This is a genomic window from Corynebacterium gottingense, assembly GCF_002285125.1.
GTDB classification, from domain to species: domain Bacteria; phylum Actinomycetota; class Actinomycetes; order Mycobacteriales; family Mycobacteriaceae; genus Corynebacterium; species Corynebacterium gottingense.
In genome coordinates this window covers 176,023-189,897 of sequence record NZ_NSGN01000004.1, presented here as the reverse complement: position 1 = coordinate 189,897, position 13,875 = coordinate 176,023, and the positions used below count along the sequence as shown (strand labels likewise).

13 protein-coding genes are annotated in these 13,875 nt (G+C 67.0%); 9 read left to right on the top strand and 4 right to left on the bottom strand.

Features of this window, described 5'->3' with window-relative positions; all coding sequences use genetic code 11:
* Nucleotides 1–90 precede the first annotated feature (90 nt).
* Nucleotides 91–804: a FadR/GntR family transcriptional regulator gene (locus CKJ82_RS05865; RefSeq protein ID WP_095537390.1), complete on the bottom strand. Its 714-nt coding sequence runs from the start codon at nucleotides 802–804 to the stop codon at nucleotides 91–93.
* Between the two features lie 127 nt (nucleotides 805–931).
* Here CKJ82_RS05865 and nrdF point away from each other — a divergent pair, with 127 nt between their 5' ends.
* The 4 genes from nrdF (at nucleotide 932) to CKJ82_RS05845 (ending at nucleotide 6,109) form a co-directional block, all read left to right on the top strand.
* Nucleotides 932–1,921, top strand: coding sequence for a class 1b ribonucleoside-diphosphate reductase subunit beta (nrdF, locus tag CKJ82_RS05860; protein ID WP_095275364.1), 990 nt, complete (start codon nucleotides 932–934; stop codon nucleotides 1,919–1,921).
* 356 nt (nucleotides 1,922–2,277) lie between these two features.
* Nucleotides 2,278–4,035, top strand: coding sequence for an aa3-type cytochrome oxidase subunit I (gene ctaD, locus CKJ82_RS05855; RefSeq protein WP_095537389.1), 1,758 nt, complete (start codon nucleotides 2,278–2,280; stop codon nucleotides 4,033–4,035).
* An 80-nt stretch (nucleotides 4,036–4,115) separates the two neighbouring features.
* Nucleotides 4,116–5,375 (top strand): phosphoserine phosphatase SerB, encoded by a 1,260-nt coding sequence (gene serB, locus CKJ82_RS05850; RefSeq protein ID WP_095537388.1) that lies wholly within the window; start codon nucleotides 4,116–4,118, stop codon nucleotides 5,373–5,375.
* Nucleotides 5,372–6,109 (top strand): aminoacyl-tRNA hydrolase, encoded by a 738-nt coding sequence (locus CKJ82_RS05845; protein WP_240510704.1) that lies wholly within the window; start codon nucleotides 5,372–5,374, stop codon nucleotides 6,107–6,109. Before serB ends, CKJ82_RS05845 begins: the two co-directional genes overlap by 4 nt.
* Here CKJ82_RS05845 and CKJ82_RS05840 read toward each other — a convergent pair.
* From CKJ82_RS05840 to CKJ82_RS05830, 3 genes are all read right to left on the bottom strand, one after another.
* Entirely contained in the window at nucleotides 6,087–8,075 is a 1,989-nt protein-coding gene (locus CKJ82_RS05840; protein ID WP_276291590.1) for an ATP-dependent DNA helicase, read from the bottom strand. The genes CKJ82_RS05845 and CKJ82_RS05840 overlap by 23 nt on opposite strands.
* Before the next feature lie 26 nt (nucleotides 8,076–8,101).
* Nucleotides 8,102–9,442 carry a nicotinate phosphoribosyltransferase gene (locus CKJ82_RS05835; RefSeq protein ID WP_095537387.1) on the bottom strand — a complete coding sequence of 447 codons (1,341 nt, stop codon included), beginning with the start codon at nucleotides 9,440–9,442 and terminating at the stop codon, nucleotides 8,102–8,104.
* A gap of 65 nt (nucleotides 9,443–9,507) precedes the next feature.
* Nucleotides 9,508–10,044: a CAP domain-containing protein gene (locus CKJ82_RS05830; RefSeq protein ID WP_095537386.1), complete on the bottom strand. Its 537-nt coding sequence runs from the start codon at nucleotides 10,042–10,044 to the stop codon at nucleotides 9,508–9,510.
* Nucleotides 10,045–10,200: 156 nt separating this feature from the next.
* Between CKJ82_RS05830 and clpS the strand changes: the two genes are divergently transcribed.
* Genes clpS through murI form a run of 5 tightly spaced genes read left to right on the top strand, consistent with a single transcriptional unit; the run spans nucleotide 10,201 to nucleotide 13,832 of the window.
* On the top strand, nucleotides 10,201–10,500 hold the full coding sequence (clpS, locus tag CKJ82_RS05825; RefSeq protein ID WP_173783196.1) for an ATP-dependent Clp protease adapter ClpS: 300 nt from the start codon (nucleotides 10,201–10,203) through the stop codon (nucleotides 10,498–10,500).
* 4 nt (nucleotides 10,501–10,504) lie between these two features.
* Nucleotides 10,505–11,044, top strand: coding sequence for a DUF2017 domain-containing protein (locus CKJ82_RS05820; protein ID WP_095537385.1), 540 nt, complete (start codon nucleotides 10,505–10,507; stop codon nucleotides 11,042–11,044).
* 4 nt (nucleotides 11,045–11,048) lie between these two features.
* Complete coding sequence (locus tag CKJ82_RS05815; protein WP_095537384.1) at nucleotides 11,049–12,092, top strand: P1 family peptidase; 1,044 nt, start codon at nucleotides 11,049–11,051, stop codon at nucleotides 12,090–12,092.
* Between the two features lie 45 nt (nucleotides 12,093–12,137).
* The gene (locus CKJ82_RS05810) at nucleotides 12,138–12,938 is read left to right on the top strand and encodes a rhomboid family intramembrane serine protease (protein WP_095537383.1); all 801 of its coding nucleotides are present in this window, start codon (nucleotides 12,138–12,140) and stop codon (nucleotides 12,936–12,938) included.
* A gap of 30 nt (nucleotides 12,939–12,968) precedes the next feature.
* A complete protein-coding gene (gene murI / locus CKJ82_RS05805) occupies nucleotides 12,969–13,832 on the top strand; it encodes a glutamate racemase (protein WP_095537382.1) in 864 nt (287 codons plus the stop codon).
* The last annotated feature ends 43 nt before the right edge of the window (nucleotides 13,833–13,875 follow it).

The window sequence follows — 13,875 nt, the reverse complement described above, 5'->3', positions numbered from 1 at the left end:
AAGAGGTGCCAGTGGCACACGCCCGGGCCTTGACCCGAAAGGGGCCTGCACACCGACTTCGGCGGGCAGGCCCCTTTTTGTACCTCTTTATTAGATCGCCAGGAAGGTTTTGATCCCGGTGAGCAGGTCGCGGGAGGCGGCTTCGGAGGCGGAGGCGTCGCCGTCGCTAATTGCCTTTGCCAGGTCGACATGGATGCGCATTGCGGGCACTGAGGGATCGTCCGGCATGATGCCGTAGCGCGTGCGACCTTCGAGCACGTGCATGATCGGTTCCGCCAGGGTGGAAAACATCTCGTTGCCAGATGCATGCAGGATCAGCGTGTGGAACTCCTTGTCCGCGTCGAGGAACTCCTGCGTGTTGCCGGCGCCCGCCTCGGAAAGGTTGACCAGCAGCTCCCCGAGCTCGAGCAGGCGGGCCGATTGCGCAGACGTTGCGTGGCTGGCGGCCAGCAGCGCGGCGACCGGCTCGACGGCGGTGCGCAGCTCGTTGAGCGACGTAATCTGCGCGGGGCGCTGCTCGGCGCACGAGAGGCGCCACTTGATCACGGACTGATCGAACACCGCCCAGTGCTCGGGCGGCAGTACCTTAATGCCTACGCGGCGTGATGAGGAAACGAGCCCCATCTGCTCGAGCGCGCGCATGACCTCGCGGGCGACGGTGCGAGAGATGCCGAACCTGGAGGATAAGTCCTGCAATGTAAAGGTGTATCCGGGTTCGAGGGCGCCGGAAATGATTTGCTCGCCGAGGGTGTCAAGGATCGACGTGAGCAGGGGCTCCGCCGAAGGTTCCTGGGGTGCGGCCATGGAATTCAACCTCATATGGTGGGAAAACGAGAAATAGAACTACCATTATCCTAGTCCTCAACGGGGGTAAACAAAATCGCGTGACGCGCGGTGCGGGGGAAGAAGGCAATTGGTTAGGATGTGAGCCATGAGCGAGGAATATCAGGCATACCTGGATAGCCACCCGAACCCGATTAAGGCGATCAACTGGAATGAGATTCCGGATGATAAGGACCAGGAGGTGTGGGACCGCCTCACCGGCAATTTCTGGCTGCCGGAAAAGATTCCGGTGTCCAACGACATCCCGAGCTGGAACACGCTCAATGACGCGGAGCAGCTCGCCACTATGCGCGTGTTTGCGAACCTGACTCTGCTGGACACCATCCAGGGCACGGTCGGCGCGGTGTCGCTGATCCCGGATTCGCGGACCCTGCACGAGGAGGCCGTGTATACCAACATCGCCTTCATGGAGTCCGTGCACGCGAAGTCGTACAGCAATATCTATATGACGCTGGCGTCCACGCCGCAGATTAATGACGCATTCCGTTGGACCGAGGAAAACGCCCAGGTGCAGCGCAAGGCGAAGATCGTCAAGTCCTACTACCGCGGCGACGACCCGCTGAAGAAGAAGATCGCTTCCGTGATGCTGGAGTCCTTCCTCTTCTACTCCGGGTTCTACCTGCCGCTGAACTGGTCGGTGCACTCCAAGCTGACCAACACCGCCGACATCATCCGCCTCATCATCCGTGATGAGGCCGTGCACGGCTACTACATCGGCTACAAGTACCAGGTCGCGCTGCGCGAGGAGTCCCCGGAGCGCCAGGAGGAGCTGAAGGAGTACACCTTCGATCTGCTCTACGACCTCTACGAGAACGAGCAGCAGTACACCGAGGACATCTACGACCCGCTCGGCTGGACCGAGGACGTCAAGCGCTTCCTGCGCTACAACGCCAACAAGGCGCTGAACAACCTCGGCTACGAGGGGCTCTTCCCGGCGGATGAGACCAAGGTGTCGCCGGCGATCCTCGCGTCGCTGTCGCCGAACGCGGATGAGAACCATGACTTCTTCTCCGGCTCCGGCTCGTCCTACGTCATCGGCAAGGCGGAGGACACCGCCGATGAGGATTGGGACTTTTAGGGGCACGCTTATCGACGACCACGTGAGCGTCGATAAGCCTCAACCTTTCGTTTGATATACAACGGGGGAACTTAACGCGGGGTTGACCACGAATGGGGTCAACCGGCAATCTGTCGAGGTGTTTGGGCGTGTCGCGCCCACCTCGGCGGGGGAGTGGGCGCGCACGCGGGGCAATCCCGGCGGATCGCGCGTGGTGCTTTCGGACCGACGCGCACGATGTGACGCAAGGGCCTATTGTTTAACCTGTAGCTGGCCTGGGAGGGCTGGCAATTTCATGAGCCGATCACATATGATGATTCGGTATCTAACAAGGCCTCGCCGCCATTGCGGTGGCGAGCCGAAGTCAGGAGGATCGAATGACCGCTGTGGCGCCAAGGCTGGACAATCATGTCCCGCCGACACGTCCGGAGCCGACGGGACACGCTCGCCGTGGCTCCAAAATCTACATGCAGCTGACCACGACCGACCACAAAGAACTGGGCATCATGTACATCATCATGTCCTTCGTCTGGTTCTTCCTCGGCGGTTTCATGGCGCTGCTTATCCGTGCTGAGCTGTTCCACCCGGGCATGCAGTTCCTGTCCAACGAGCAGTTCAACCAGCTGTTCACCATGCACGGCACGGTGATGCTGCTGGCCTTTGGTACCCCAATCGTGTGGGGCTTTGCTAACTACATCCTGCCGCTGCAGATCGGCGCACCGGACGTGGCCTTCCCGCGCCTGAACGCCTTCGGTTTCTGGATCACCACCGTCGGCGTTGTCGCCATGCTCTCCGGCTTCATCACGCCGGGTGGTGCGGCCGACTTCGGCTGGACCATGTACATGCCGCTGGCTGACGCTGTCCACACCCCGTCCGTCTCCGCGAACCTCTGGATCGTCGGCGTGGGCGCAACCGGTGTTGGTACCGTCGCCTCCGCGATCAACATGCTCACCACCGTGCTGACCATGCGCGCACCGGGCATGACTATGTTCCGCCTGCCGGTCTTCACCTGGACCGTGTTCGTCACCTCCATCATCGTGCTGATGATCTTCCCGCTGCTGCTCGCCGCGGCACTGGGCGTGCTGTACGACCGCCTGCTCGGCGGCCACATCTACGACACCGCTAATGGCGGCTCCGTCCTGTGGCAGCACCTGTTCTGGTTCTTCGGCCACCCGGAGGTGTACGTCCTGGCGCTGCCGTTCTTCGGCATCATCTCCGAGATCGTCCCGGTCTTCTCCCGTAAGCCGATCTTCGGTTACATCGGTCTCGTCTTCGCAACGCTGGCCATCGCGGGCCTGTCCATGGCCGTGTGGGCGCACCACATGTTCGCCACCGGCGCGATCCTGCTGCCGTTCTTCTCCTTCATGACCTTCCTCATCGCCGTGCCGACCGGCGTGAAGTTCTTCAACTGGGTCGGCACCATGTGGAACGGCCACATCACCTTCGAGTCCCCGATGATGTGGGCGATGGGCTTCCTGTTCACCTTCCTCTTCGGTGGCCTGACCGGCATCATGCTGGCGTCCCCGCCGCTGGACTTCCACCTGCACGACTCCTACTTCGTCGTCGCGCACTTCCACTACACCCTGTTCGGTACCGTGGTGTTCTCCGCAATCGCCGGCGTCCACTTCTGGTTCCCGAAGATGACGGGTCGCATGCTGGACGAGCGCCTGGCAAAGCTGTCCTTCTGGCTGGTCTTCATCGGCTTCAACATGACCTTCCTGGTCCAGCACTGGCTGGGCAACATGGGCATGCCGCGCCGCTACGCCGACTACCTGGACACCGACGGCTTCACTTTCCTGAACCAGGTCTCCACCGTCGGCGCCCTGATCCTGGGCATCGGTATGCTGCCGTTCATCTGGAACGTGTTCAAGTCCTGGCGCTACGGCGAGGTCGTCACGGTGGACGACCCGTGGGGCTACGGCAACTCCCTCGAGTGGGCAACCTCTTGCCCGCCGCCGCGCCACAACTTCACCGCGCTGCCGCGCATCCGCTCCGAGCGCCCGGCGTTCGAGCTGCACTACCCGCACATGGTGGAGACCCTGCGCCGCGAGGCGCACGCCGGCCACCACGCAGACGGCCCGGCAACCTGGAAGGGCGAGTCCGCGACCACCGGTTCTACCGCTGTGACCAAGTAATTCGCTTGGCGCGAACCCCCTGACAGTAATTACCCCTCACCGCCTCGGTGAGGGGTTTTGCTGTGCTATCGTCCTGGTTTGTGACCAACCAGCCAGCCTTCCAAGTCGAACTGCAACCGGGTCTCAAGCCCGCGGTGATTTCCACCTCGGGCCCGGACCGCCCCGGCGTTTCCGCCGAGTTTTTCACCGTCCTCGCTCGGCACGGGGTGCAGCTGCTCGACGTCTCCCAGACAGACTTCCGCGGACGCATGATGCTCGCGGCCCTGGTAGGCATGGATCCCCACTCGCTCACGCAGGTTGAGCGAGAGCTTCGCGACGGGCTGTGGGAGTACGGCCAGCGCGTGAACATCGAGACACACGCGGAAGCCCGCGCGGTGTCGCGCCCCCGCTCGACGCACGTGCTCGTGGCCCTGGGCAACCCGGTCAGCGCGGAGGCCATCTCTCGCCTCGGCGCGGAGCTCGCCGCCGTGGGCGCGAACATCGACGCCATCCGCGGCGTTGCCCAGTACCCGGTAACCGGGCTGGAATTCCGCATCACCATGCCGGACTACACACCTGGCGATGCCCAGGAGCTGCGCAAGCGTTTGGCCGAGCTCTCCGGCGAACTCGGCGTGGACGTGGCGATGGAGCACGCAGGCCTGCACCGGCGCGCGAAGCGCCTCGTCTGCTTCGACTGCGACTCAACGCTGATCACCGGCGAGGTGATCGAGATGCTCGCCGCCCACGCCGGCCGCGAAGCGGAGGTGGCCGAGGTAACGGCGCGCGCGATGCGCGGCGAGCTGGACTTCGAGGAGTCGCTGCGCGAGCGCGTGAAGGCACTGGCTGGGCTCGACGCCTCCGTCATCGACCGTGTCGCCGCCGACATCGAGCTCACCCCGGGCGCCCGCACCACCATCCGCACGCTTAACTCGTTGGGTTACCGCACGGCGGTCGTCTCCGGCGGATTCATCCAGGTGCTCGAGGACCTCGCCGCGGACCTCGAGCTGGACTACGTGCGCGCCAACACGCTGGAGATTGAGGACGGCAAGCTCACCGGCCGGGTCATCGGCAAGGTGGTGGACCGCAAGGCCAAGGCGGACTTCCTCGCCGAGTTCGCCGCGGACTCCGGGCTGGCGCTTTCGCAGACGGTCGCGGTGGGCGACGGCGCCAACGACATCGACATGATCTCCCGCGCCGGCCTCGGCATTGCGTTCAACGCCAAGCCCGCCCTCAAGGAGGTCGCGGACGCGTCGGTGAACTTCCCGTTCTTGGACGAGGTCCTCTACATCCTGGGCATTCCCCGCGAGGAGATCGACTCCTCCGACGCGGCCGCGGGCATCGACACCAGGCGCCCGCTGTGACGGCGTCGGCGCACGGGTTGCTCGCGGCGTCGATAGGCGCAGGCTCCGGCGACCCCGACGACCCCGCGGCGGTGCAGGCGATGCAAATGGCCATCAATCTGCCGAAGCAGGACCCGCCCGCCCGCAACGCCATGCTTATCGACGCCGCACGTGCCGCCCTCCTCGTCTGCCTCGACGAGCGGGCCGAGCGCGACGGGTTTTGGCGCGAGCGGCTCGAGGCGTGGTACTCCCGCAGGATCCGGAAGGTGGCGCGGCGCGCCCGCAACAAGGCGTGGGACGACGTCCAGGCGCTGCCCGGCGTGACCGTCGGCAGCGTGCGTGCGTTCGTGCCCTCCGCGGTGTCCGAGGTGCCGCACGAGCTGGCGAAGCTGCAGATCCGCGGCACGGACCTGCCAGCCGACGAGGGCCCGCTCCCGTTCGACCCGACCGCGCCGACGATCGCGGTGGACGCGTCCCTCGAGATGACGGCCGGGAAGGCGGCGGCGCAGGTGGGGCACGCGTCGATGCTCTACGCGGCTGCGCGCCCGGAGGGCGAGGTGCGTAAGTGGGCTGCCGCCGGGTGCCCGCTAAACGTGCGCGAGGTGCCTGCGGACGTGTTCGCCGCTTGCGCGGCGCACCCGGGCGCGGTGCCGGTGCGTGATGCGGGCTTTACCGAGGTCGCGCCCGGCTCGATGACGGTGCTCACGCTGCCGCCGGGCGCGTTCGACCCGGCTAGCGGGCGACCAGGCGCTTGAGTGCCCCGGTGACTACGTCGAGCCGGTCGGTTTGCCAGAAGGGCGGCAGCGAACGCAGGAGGAATGCGCCGTAGCGCTTGGTGACTAAGCGGTTGTCCAGCACGGCGACGACGCCGCGGTCGTCCACCGAGCGCAGCAGGCGGCCGGCCCCCTGCGCCATCAGGAGTGCCGCGTGGGTTGCGGAGACCTCCATGAACCCGGAGCGGCCAGCGGCGTCCGCGGCGTTGGAGCGCGCCTGGAGGAGCGGGTCGTCGGGGCGGGGGAAGGGGATGCGGTCAATGAGCACGAGCGAGAGGGAACTGCCGGGCACGTCCACGCCCTGCCAGAGCGACAGGGTGCCAAACAGACACGAGTTTTCCGCGTTGGCAAAGGCGGTCACGAGCGCGCCGGTGGAGTCCTCGCCCTGCACAAAGATGTCAAAGGGGAGTCGCGCGCGCATCGCCTCCGCGGCCTGTTCGGCGGCGCGGCGCGAGGAGAACAGCCCGAGGGTGCGCCCGCCCGCGGCAGTGATGAGGGTGGCGATCTCGTCCAGGGTCTCGCGGCTCAGCCCGTCCCGGCCGGGGGCTGGGAGGTGGCGGGCGGTGTAGAGGATGCCGGCTTTCGCCGGGTCGAATGGGGTGCCCGCGTCCAGACTGTCCCAGGACCCGGACGGCAGGCCCCACGCGGCGGCCATCGCGTCGAAGTTGCCGCCGACCGTGAGCGTCGCGGAGGTGAGCACGACGGTTTGCTCGCCGAACAGGTTCTCGCGTAGCAGGGCCGCCACGGACAGGGGCGCGACGGCGACGGAATCTCCGAAGCGCTCGTTGCGGGTCAGCCACACCACGTCCGTGTGCTTGGCGGGGTCGTCCTCGTCAAACACGCCCAGGATGCGTACGACCGCGTCGTGCAGGTCGCCGAGGTGGTTCTTCAGGTTCGTGCGCTCGGCAAACTTCTCCGGGTTGTTCTCCGATTCGCCCTCGGGGCTGTCCGCGATGCTGGTGCGGGTGGCCCAGAGCGCGTCGCGCAGCGCGGCGAACGCGCCGCGGGCTGGGTCGGAGATGCGCTCCCAGCGGCCGGGCTGCTCCAGGTCGAGCACCGCGGTGAAGTCGTCCTTGACCTCCTCGAGCTTGTCACCGTCGCCGCCGATCTTGTCCGCGCGCCGCGCCGCGAGCGTGAGCGCTCGGGCGGAGATCTCGTTCGTGGCCACCGAGGTGATGCGCGCGTCCAGCTCGTGGGCCTCGTCGATGAGCACGGCCTCGTGCTCGGGCAGGATGTTGGAATCCGCGAGCGCGTCGATGGCCAGGAGCGCGTGGTTGGTCACCACGACGTCCACGTCGCGCGTCTTCTCTCGCGCGAGCTCGGCGAAGCACTCCTCGCCGTGCGGGCAGCGGGCCGCACCGAGGCACTCGTTGGAGGTCACGGAGACCTGCCGCCACGCCAGGTCCGGCACGCCGGGGGAGAGGTCGTCGCGGTCGCCGGTCTCGGTCTCCTGCGCCCACTCGGCCACGCGCTTGACGTGGCGGCCGGTCCAGGAGAGCTCGGATTCGTCGATAAGCGATCCCTCTGGCTCGTCCTGCGCGAGCTTGTTCAGGCAGACGTAGTTGTTGCGGCCTTTTTGAATTGCAAAGGTGGGGCGGTGCGACAAGTGCGGCTCGAGCGCGTCCGCAAGGCGCGGCAGGTCGCGCTGCACCAGCTGGCGCTGCAGCGCGAGCGTGGCGGTGGAGACGACCACCGTGGTGTCGTTGGCCTGCGCGTAGCGCACCGCGGGCACGAGGTAGGCGAAGGACTTGCCGGTACCTGTGCCGGCCTGCACCGCGAGGTGGCGCTCCGTGTCCAGTGCGCGCGCCACGGCCTCAGCCATGCGTTGCTGCCCCTCGCGCGTTGCACCCCCAAGCTTATCGACGACAGCGCCCAACAATTCCAGCGTCTCCCCGCTCAGGGGAACGTCGCCGGTGGTGGTGCCTTCTTCTTCCTCGCGCGTGCTCACACCGTGAAAGTGTAGCGGGGTCGGTGTTAGTCCAGCGGGTCGGGGAAGCCGACGAATCGCGTCGGGATGGCGGCGTCGCCGCGCGAGAGCGCGAGGCCCTCCCACGGCAGGGTGCCGCGCGCCGCGTCGTGCAGGGTGCGGGCCTGCTCTAGGCTGCCGTGCTGCTCGTCGTACTCGGGGAGGCGCTTGCCGCCGCGCACCATTGGCACCACGATCTCGTGGTAATCCAGGTTGGGCTTGCGGGTGATCTCCGCGTCGAGCGGGTAGACGATCTCGGCGACAGCGACGCCTGACGCGCGGTAGCCGCGTAGCGCCGTCTTCGCGCCGCCGTAGGTCTGCTTGCCCGACGAGCGCTTAGCCACCGGGTGGCCCTCCACCTCGACGAGCTTGTACACGAGCCCGGCGGTGGGGGCGCCGGAGCCGGTGACCACGGAGGTGCCCACGCCGAACCCGTCGACCGGGTCGCCGCGCAGCCCGGCGATGGCGAACTCGTCGAGGTCGGAGGAGACGATGATGCGGGTGTTAAACGCGCCGGCCTTGTCCAGCTGTTGGCGCACGCGGCGCGACACGATGCCCAGATCGCCCGAGTCGATGCGCACCGCGCCGAGCTCCGTGCCCGCGACCTCGATGGCGTTGGCCACGCCCTTGGTGATGTCGAAGGTGTCCACCAACAGCGTGGTATCTACGCCCAGCTGGTCAATCTGCGCCTTGAACGCCGCCTTCTCGTCCGGCGTGCCGTCCTCGTCCACGTGCAGCAGCGTCCAGGAGTGCGCGGCGGTGCCTGACGGCGGGATGCCGTAGCGCAGCGACGCCTCCATATTGGAGGTGGCCTCGAACCCGGCGATGTAGGCGGCGCGGGCGGCGGTCACGGCGGACTGCTCGTGGGTGCGGCGCGAGCCCATCTCAATGATCGGGCGGCCGTCTGCCGCCGAGACCATGCGGGAGGCGGCGGAGGCGACAGCGGAGTCCGAGTTCAGGATGGAGAGGATGACTGTTTCCAGGATGACGCACTCGGCGAAGGTGCCGCGCAGCGTCATGATGGGGGAGTAGGGGAAGTAGATGTCGCCTTCGCGGTAGCCGTCGATGTCGCCCGAGAACCGGTAGTTGGCCAGGTAGTCCTTGGCCTCGTCGGACAGGAAGTCGGCCGCGTCGATCTGGTCTTGCGTGAAGCGGAACTTTTCTACCGCGTCGATCACACGCGAGGTGCCGGCGACCACACCGTAGCGGCGCTCGCCGGGCAGGCGCCGGGTAAATACCTCGAACGCGCATTGGCGGTGCGCGGTGCCGTCCTTCAGTGCGGCGTCGAGCATGGTGAGCTCGTACATGTCGGTCAGAAACGCTGTAGAGTCCGGCGTGGAGTTCGTCATGGTCTTACAGACTACGCCCTGGTCGCGCGCGTCGCGTTTATTTGCGCGGAAGGGGCTCTTCGGGGCTATCCCGCAAACGCCACGACGACCCACACATCGCCGCGCCCGTAGGCCACGCCGATGCCCACGTCGCGGTGGCGATCATCCAGCAGCACCTCCATGTGCTCGGGCGAGTGGGTGAACAGCTCGAAGAACTCGTAGCCGGAGGCCTGCTCTACCGGGAGGTGGGCGGAGACCTGCGCGGTCTTCTCGCCGGCATCCAACGGTGGCTGCTCACCGGTGACCGCGTTGCCCTCTGCTTGGGCTTGGGCGGTGCGCTGCAATTCGGGGTCGAGGCTGACTGGGGGCAGTGTGTCGTCGATACGCAACTGGGCGATGGCGGTGAAGAAGTCGGTGCGGATCTCCTCGAGCTGCTGCCCGGTGTCAAAGTCGGGATCGACGTAGCTGTCGCCGCGCCCGTCCGCGTGCGAGGAGCCGTCGGAGTGCTGCGCGCTGACCACGGTGAGGGCGACCGCGCTGACGATGCCGAGGACGGCAAGCACGGCACGCAGCAACTGCTCGGTGGAGACAGGCAGCTCCTGGAGGCTGGGGATGTTCCGCATGGGCCCTGATCCTAGCAACCTCCCGGGGCACACGTGCGGGAAACAACCGGTAGGCTGGTCCGCATGAATTGCGAATTCACGCGCGAGGACATGGGCCAGGACATGAGCCCGGACATGAGCCCGGAAGCGAGTTCAGCCGCGAGCCGAGTGCCGCAGATGAGCTCGCCGATGGCTACCCCGGACCTTGAGGAGGACCTGAAGGTTGAGGTCGCGGCCGGAGAGAACCTGCCATGGATGTGCATTGTGTGGGACGACCCGGTCAACCTGATGAGCTACGTCACCTACGTGTTCCAGACGGTGCTGGGCTACGACCGCAAGCGCGCGAATGAGCTGATGATGCAGGTACACACCGAGGGTAAGGCCGTGGTCTCCTCGGGTGAGAAGGACAAGGTCGAGGGCGACGTGAAGAAGCTGCACACCGCCGGCCTGTGGGCGACGATGCAGCAGGCGGGGTAGAGCTATGCAACCGTGGCGTAAGAAGAAAGGCCTGATGCGTTCAGGCGTGAAGTTCACTACCAAGTTCGATCCGTTGGAACGCGAGGTGATCGGCGACCTCACCGCGACCGTGTCGGAGGCGCTCATCTCGCGCGCGCAGTCCGCGCCGAAGGACGAGTTTGCAGAGATGGTCGGCATGTCCACGGGCCACACCGAGGCACCGGAGGACCCAAAGCTGGCCCGCCTGCTGCCCGATTTCGAGCGCGAGGGCGACGAGGAGTTCGACGGCGACAACGGCCTGCTCCGCAGCCTGCACGAGAACGACATCATCCGTGCGAAGCTGATGAACATGCAGGTGATCAATGACATGCTGGGCCCCAACGGCGGCGTGGAGGTGAGCATCGACGAGCAAGAGGCCCACCAGTTCGTCGCCGCGCTCAATGACATGCGCCTCTACGTGTCCGCGGATGATCGCGGCGGCGAGGGCCAGGCCCAGGATCGCGAGCGCCTCATGGAGTGGCTCGCGTTCTGCCAGGACTCCCTCGTCGACGTGCTCTGCGAGTAAACAGATGCTTGTCGACGCCACCGTGGCCCCAATCCTTCCCGCGGCCCATCTCTCCCTGGGCGACACCGGTGTGACCGCGTTCGTCGCCGCCGACCCGCGCGGGATGCGCGCCGCCGTCGACGTGCGCGGCGGCGGGCCGGGCACTCGCGAGACCGACCTGCTCGCCCCGCACAACACGGTCGAGCGAGTCCACGCCATCCTGCTGTGCGGCGGTTCCGCGTTCGGCCTGGCCGCCGCCGACGGAGCGATGCGCGAGCTGGAGTCGCGCGGGCGGGGGTTCCCAGTCTTCGGCGAGGGCGTGCCGGGCCCGCGCGTGCCCATCGTCCCCGCAGCCGTCATTTTCGACCTTGCCGTCGGTGATCCGTCGCACCGCCCAACTGCGAGTGACGGGGCCGCGGCCGTGGCGGCAGCGCTGGAGGACACCGCGGGCGAGCCGTTGGCGTCGGGCAGTGTCGGTGCCGGCTGCGGCGCGACCGCCGGCGTCCTGCGCGGCGGTTTCGGCATCGCGTCCCGCGCGGTGGAACTTCCCGGGGCGCGCAGGAGCGCGACGGTGACCGCCGCGGTGGTGGCAAACCCGGTGGGCTCCGTGGTTGACCCCGCGACGGGGTTGCTGTTTGGCGATGCCTCGAAGCCCGCCGTGGACCTCGAGCGGTACCGCACCCTGCAGCGGCCCGCCCCTGGCAGCGGCGCGCCGGACCCGCGGCTGAACACCACCATCGGCGTGGTGGCCACCGACGTGGACCTCCCGGTGCCGCAGCTGCAGCGCCTGGCCATGACGGGGCACGACGGCATCGCCCGCGCGATCCGCCCCGCCCACTCGCCGCTGGACGGCGACACCCTCTTCGCCGTCTCCGTCCCGAAAGATGATGGTCAAGACGCGGGTGGGCAGGGCGACGCCGGTCAGCCGCTGGCACCGGAAGCGCTCGCGCACCTTTGCGGTGCCGCGGCGGACGCGGTGGAGGCAGCGATCGTGGACGCGGTGTGCAGTGCCACGGGTGGTTTCGGGGTGACGGCGTGGTCGGACGTGGTTGCTGGTGGGCGTCGATAAGCGTGCTCAGCGCGCCGGGGAGCGCCCCGGCTACACTTATTAGCGATGACACACAATCCTTACGGAACCTGCGGCCCGACCCCGTCCAGTAGCCCGTACCAGGGCGCGGGCTGGGGCTACGGCCAGACCCACCAGCCCGGCTACGGCAAGCCGTTCCAGCGGCCGTTCTCGCACCCGGAGACGCAGCTGCCCGCGTTCCCAGACGGCGTGCAGCCGGAAGATAAACGGACCAAGCGCAAGAAGCAGCGGCGCACGGGGTTCACATTCGCCATCGGCTACCTGGTGGTGATCTGGGCGGTGTTTCTGCTCAACGAGGGGCTGTTCGGAGGGCTCCTGCAGTACTGGGGCATCCACCCGCTCGACCTGGTGAGCATCTGGCACATTTTCACCGCCCCGCTGCTGCACGCCAACCTCGAGCACATCGTGGGTAACTCGGTCACCGGCGCGATTTTCGCGTTTCTCATCGGCTACTCGGGCAAGCGCGTCTTCTGGGAGGTCACGACGTTTGCCACGGTATTCAGCGGGCTGGGCACCTGGCTGTTCGGCGGGATTGGTACCAACCACCTCGGCGCCTCGGGTGTCATTTACGGCTGGCTGATCTACCTGCTGGTGCGCGGCATCTTCAACCGATCCGGGACGCAGATCGCGCTGGGCCTCGTGCTCGCGTTCTTCTACTCCGGGCTGATCCTGGGCGTGCTGCCGGGCACGCCCGGCGTGAGCTGGCAGGCGCACCTCTTCGGCGCCATCGGCGGGTTCTTCGCCGGCATGATCATCACCTCGGACGACCCGCCGGAGCTGGTGGCCAAGCGCGAGGCGAAGAAGGCTCGGAAACAGGCGGGCTACTAGCGCGGCGACACGGGTGGCACAATGGCACCCATGGAACAGCACAGTGGGAGTAGCAACGGAACCAGCGGGGGAAATACCGCCCCGATCGGCATCTTCGACTCAGGCGTGGGAGGGCTGACCGTCGCGCGCGCCGTGATGGATCAGCTGCCCGATGAAGCAATCATCTACATCGGCGATACGGGCCACAGTCCGTACGGTCCGCAGTCGATCGCAGACGTGCGCGCGCACGCGCAGCGCATCGGCGACCAGCTCGTAGACCAGGGCTGCAAGATGCTCGTCATTGCCTGCAACACCGCCACCGCCGCATTCCTGCACGATGCGCGCGAGCGGTACGACATCCCCGTCATCGAGGTCATCCAGCCCGCCGTGCGCCGCGCGATCGCGACGACCCGGAACAACAAGGTAGGCGTCATCGGCACCGCGGGCACCATCAAGTCGGGGGCGTACCAGGACCTCTTTTCGCTCAAGTCCGACCTGCAGGTCACCGCGGCGGCGTGCCCGGCCTTTGTGGAGTTTGTGGAGCGCGGTATTACCTCCGGCCGCCAGATCCTCGGCGTGGCGCAGGGGTACCTCGAACCGCTGCAGGCCGCAGGCGTGGACACGCTGGTGCTGGGCTGCACGCACTACCCGCTGCTCTCGGGCGTGATTCAGCTGGCCATCGGCGAGCAGGTCACGCTTGTCTCTTCGGCGGAGGAGACGTCGAAGGACGTGCTGCGCGTGCTCACGGAGCGCGACATGCTCGCCCCGCCGCAGGCCGAGAGCGGCCGCGCGCCCGAGCGGGTGTTTGCGTCGACGGGCGACCCGGCGGTGTTCGACCGGCTGGCCGCGCGCTTCCTGGGGCCGCAGGTGCGGGCAGTGGGGGAGAAAAACTTGGGGGCTGTGGGGCGTCGATAAGCAAAAATGCCCCGAAGTTTAGAATTCCCCGCAGATTCGTGGC

Bases quoted from the DNA above. Each gene is read 5' to 3' on its own strand.
- murI (WP_095537382.1), top strand. From the start codon at position 12,969: ATGGAACAGCACAGTGGGAGTAGCAACGGAACCAGCGGGGGAAATACC.
- CKJ82_RS05835 (WP_095537387.1), bottom strand. From the start codon at position 9,442: ATGACGAACTCCACGCCGGACTCTACAGCGTTTCTGACCGACATGTAC.
- CKJ82_RS05830 (WP_095537386.1), bottom strand. From the start codon at position 10,044: ATGCGGAACATCCCCAGCCTCCAGGAGCTGCCTGTCTCCACCGAGCAG.
- clpS (WP_173783196.1), top strand. From the start codon at position 10,201: ATGAGCTCGCCGATGGCTACCCCGGACCTTGAGGAGGACCTGAAGGTT.
- nrdF (WP_095275364.1), top strand. From the start codon at position 932: ATGAGCGAGGAATATCAGGCATACCTGGATAGCCACCCGAACCCGATT.
- CKJ82_RS05815 (WP_095537384.1), top strand. From the start codon at position 11,049: ATGCTTGTCGACGCCACCGTGGCCCCAATCCTTCCCGCGGCCCATCTC.
- CKJ82_RS05810 (WP_095537383.1), top strand. From the start codon at position 12,138: ATGACACACAATCCTTACGGAACCTGCGGCCCGACCCCGTCCAGTAGC.
- ctaD (WP_095537389.1), top strand. From the start codon at position 2,278: ATGACCGCTGTGGCGCCAAGGCTGGACAATCATGTCCCGCCGACACGT.
- CKJ82_RS05820 (WP_095537385.1), top strand. From the start codon at position 10,505: ATGCAACCGTGGCGTAAGAAGAAAGGCCTGATGCGTTCAGGCGTGAAG.
- CKJ82_RS05865 (WP_095537390.1), bottom strand. From the start codon at position 804: ATGGCCGCACCCCAGGAACCTTCGGCGGAGCCCCTGCTCACGTCGATC.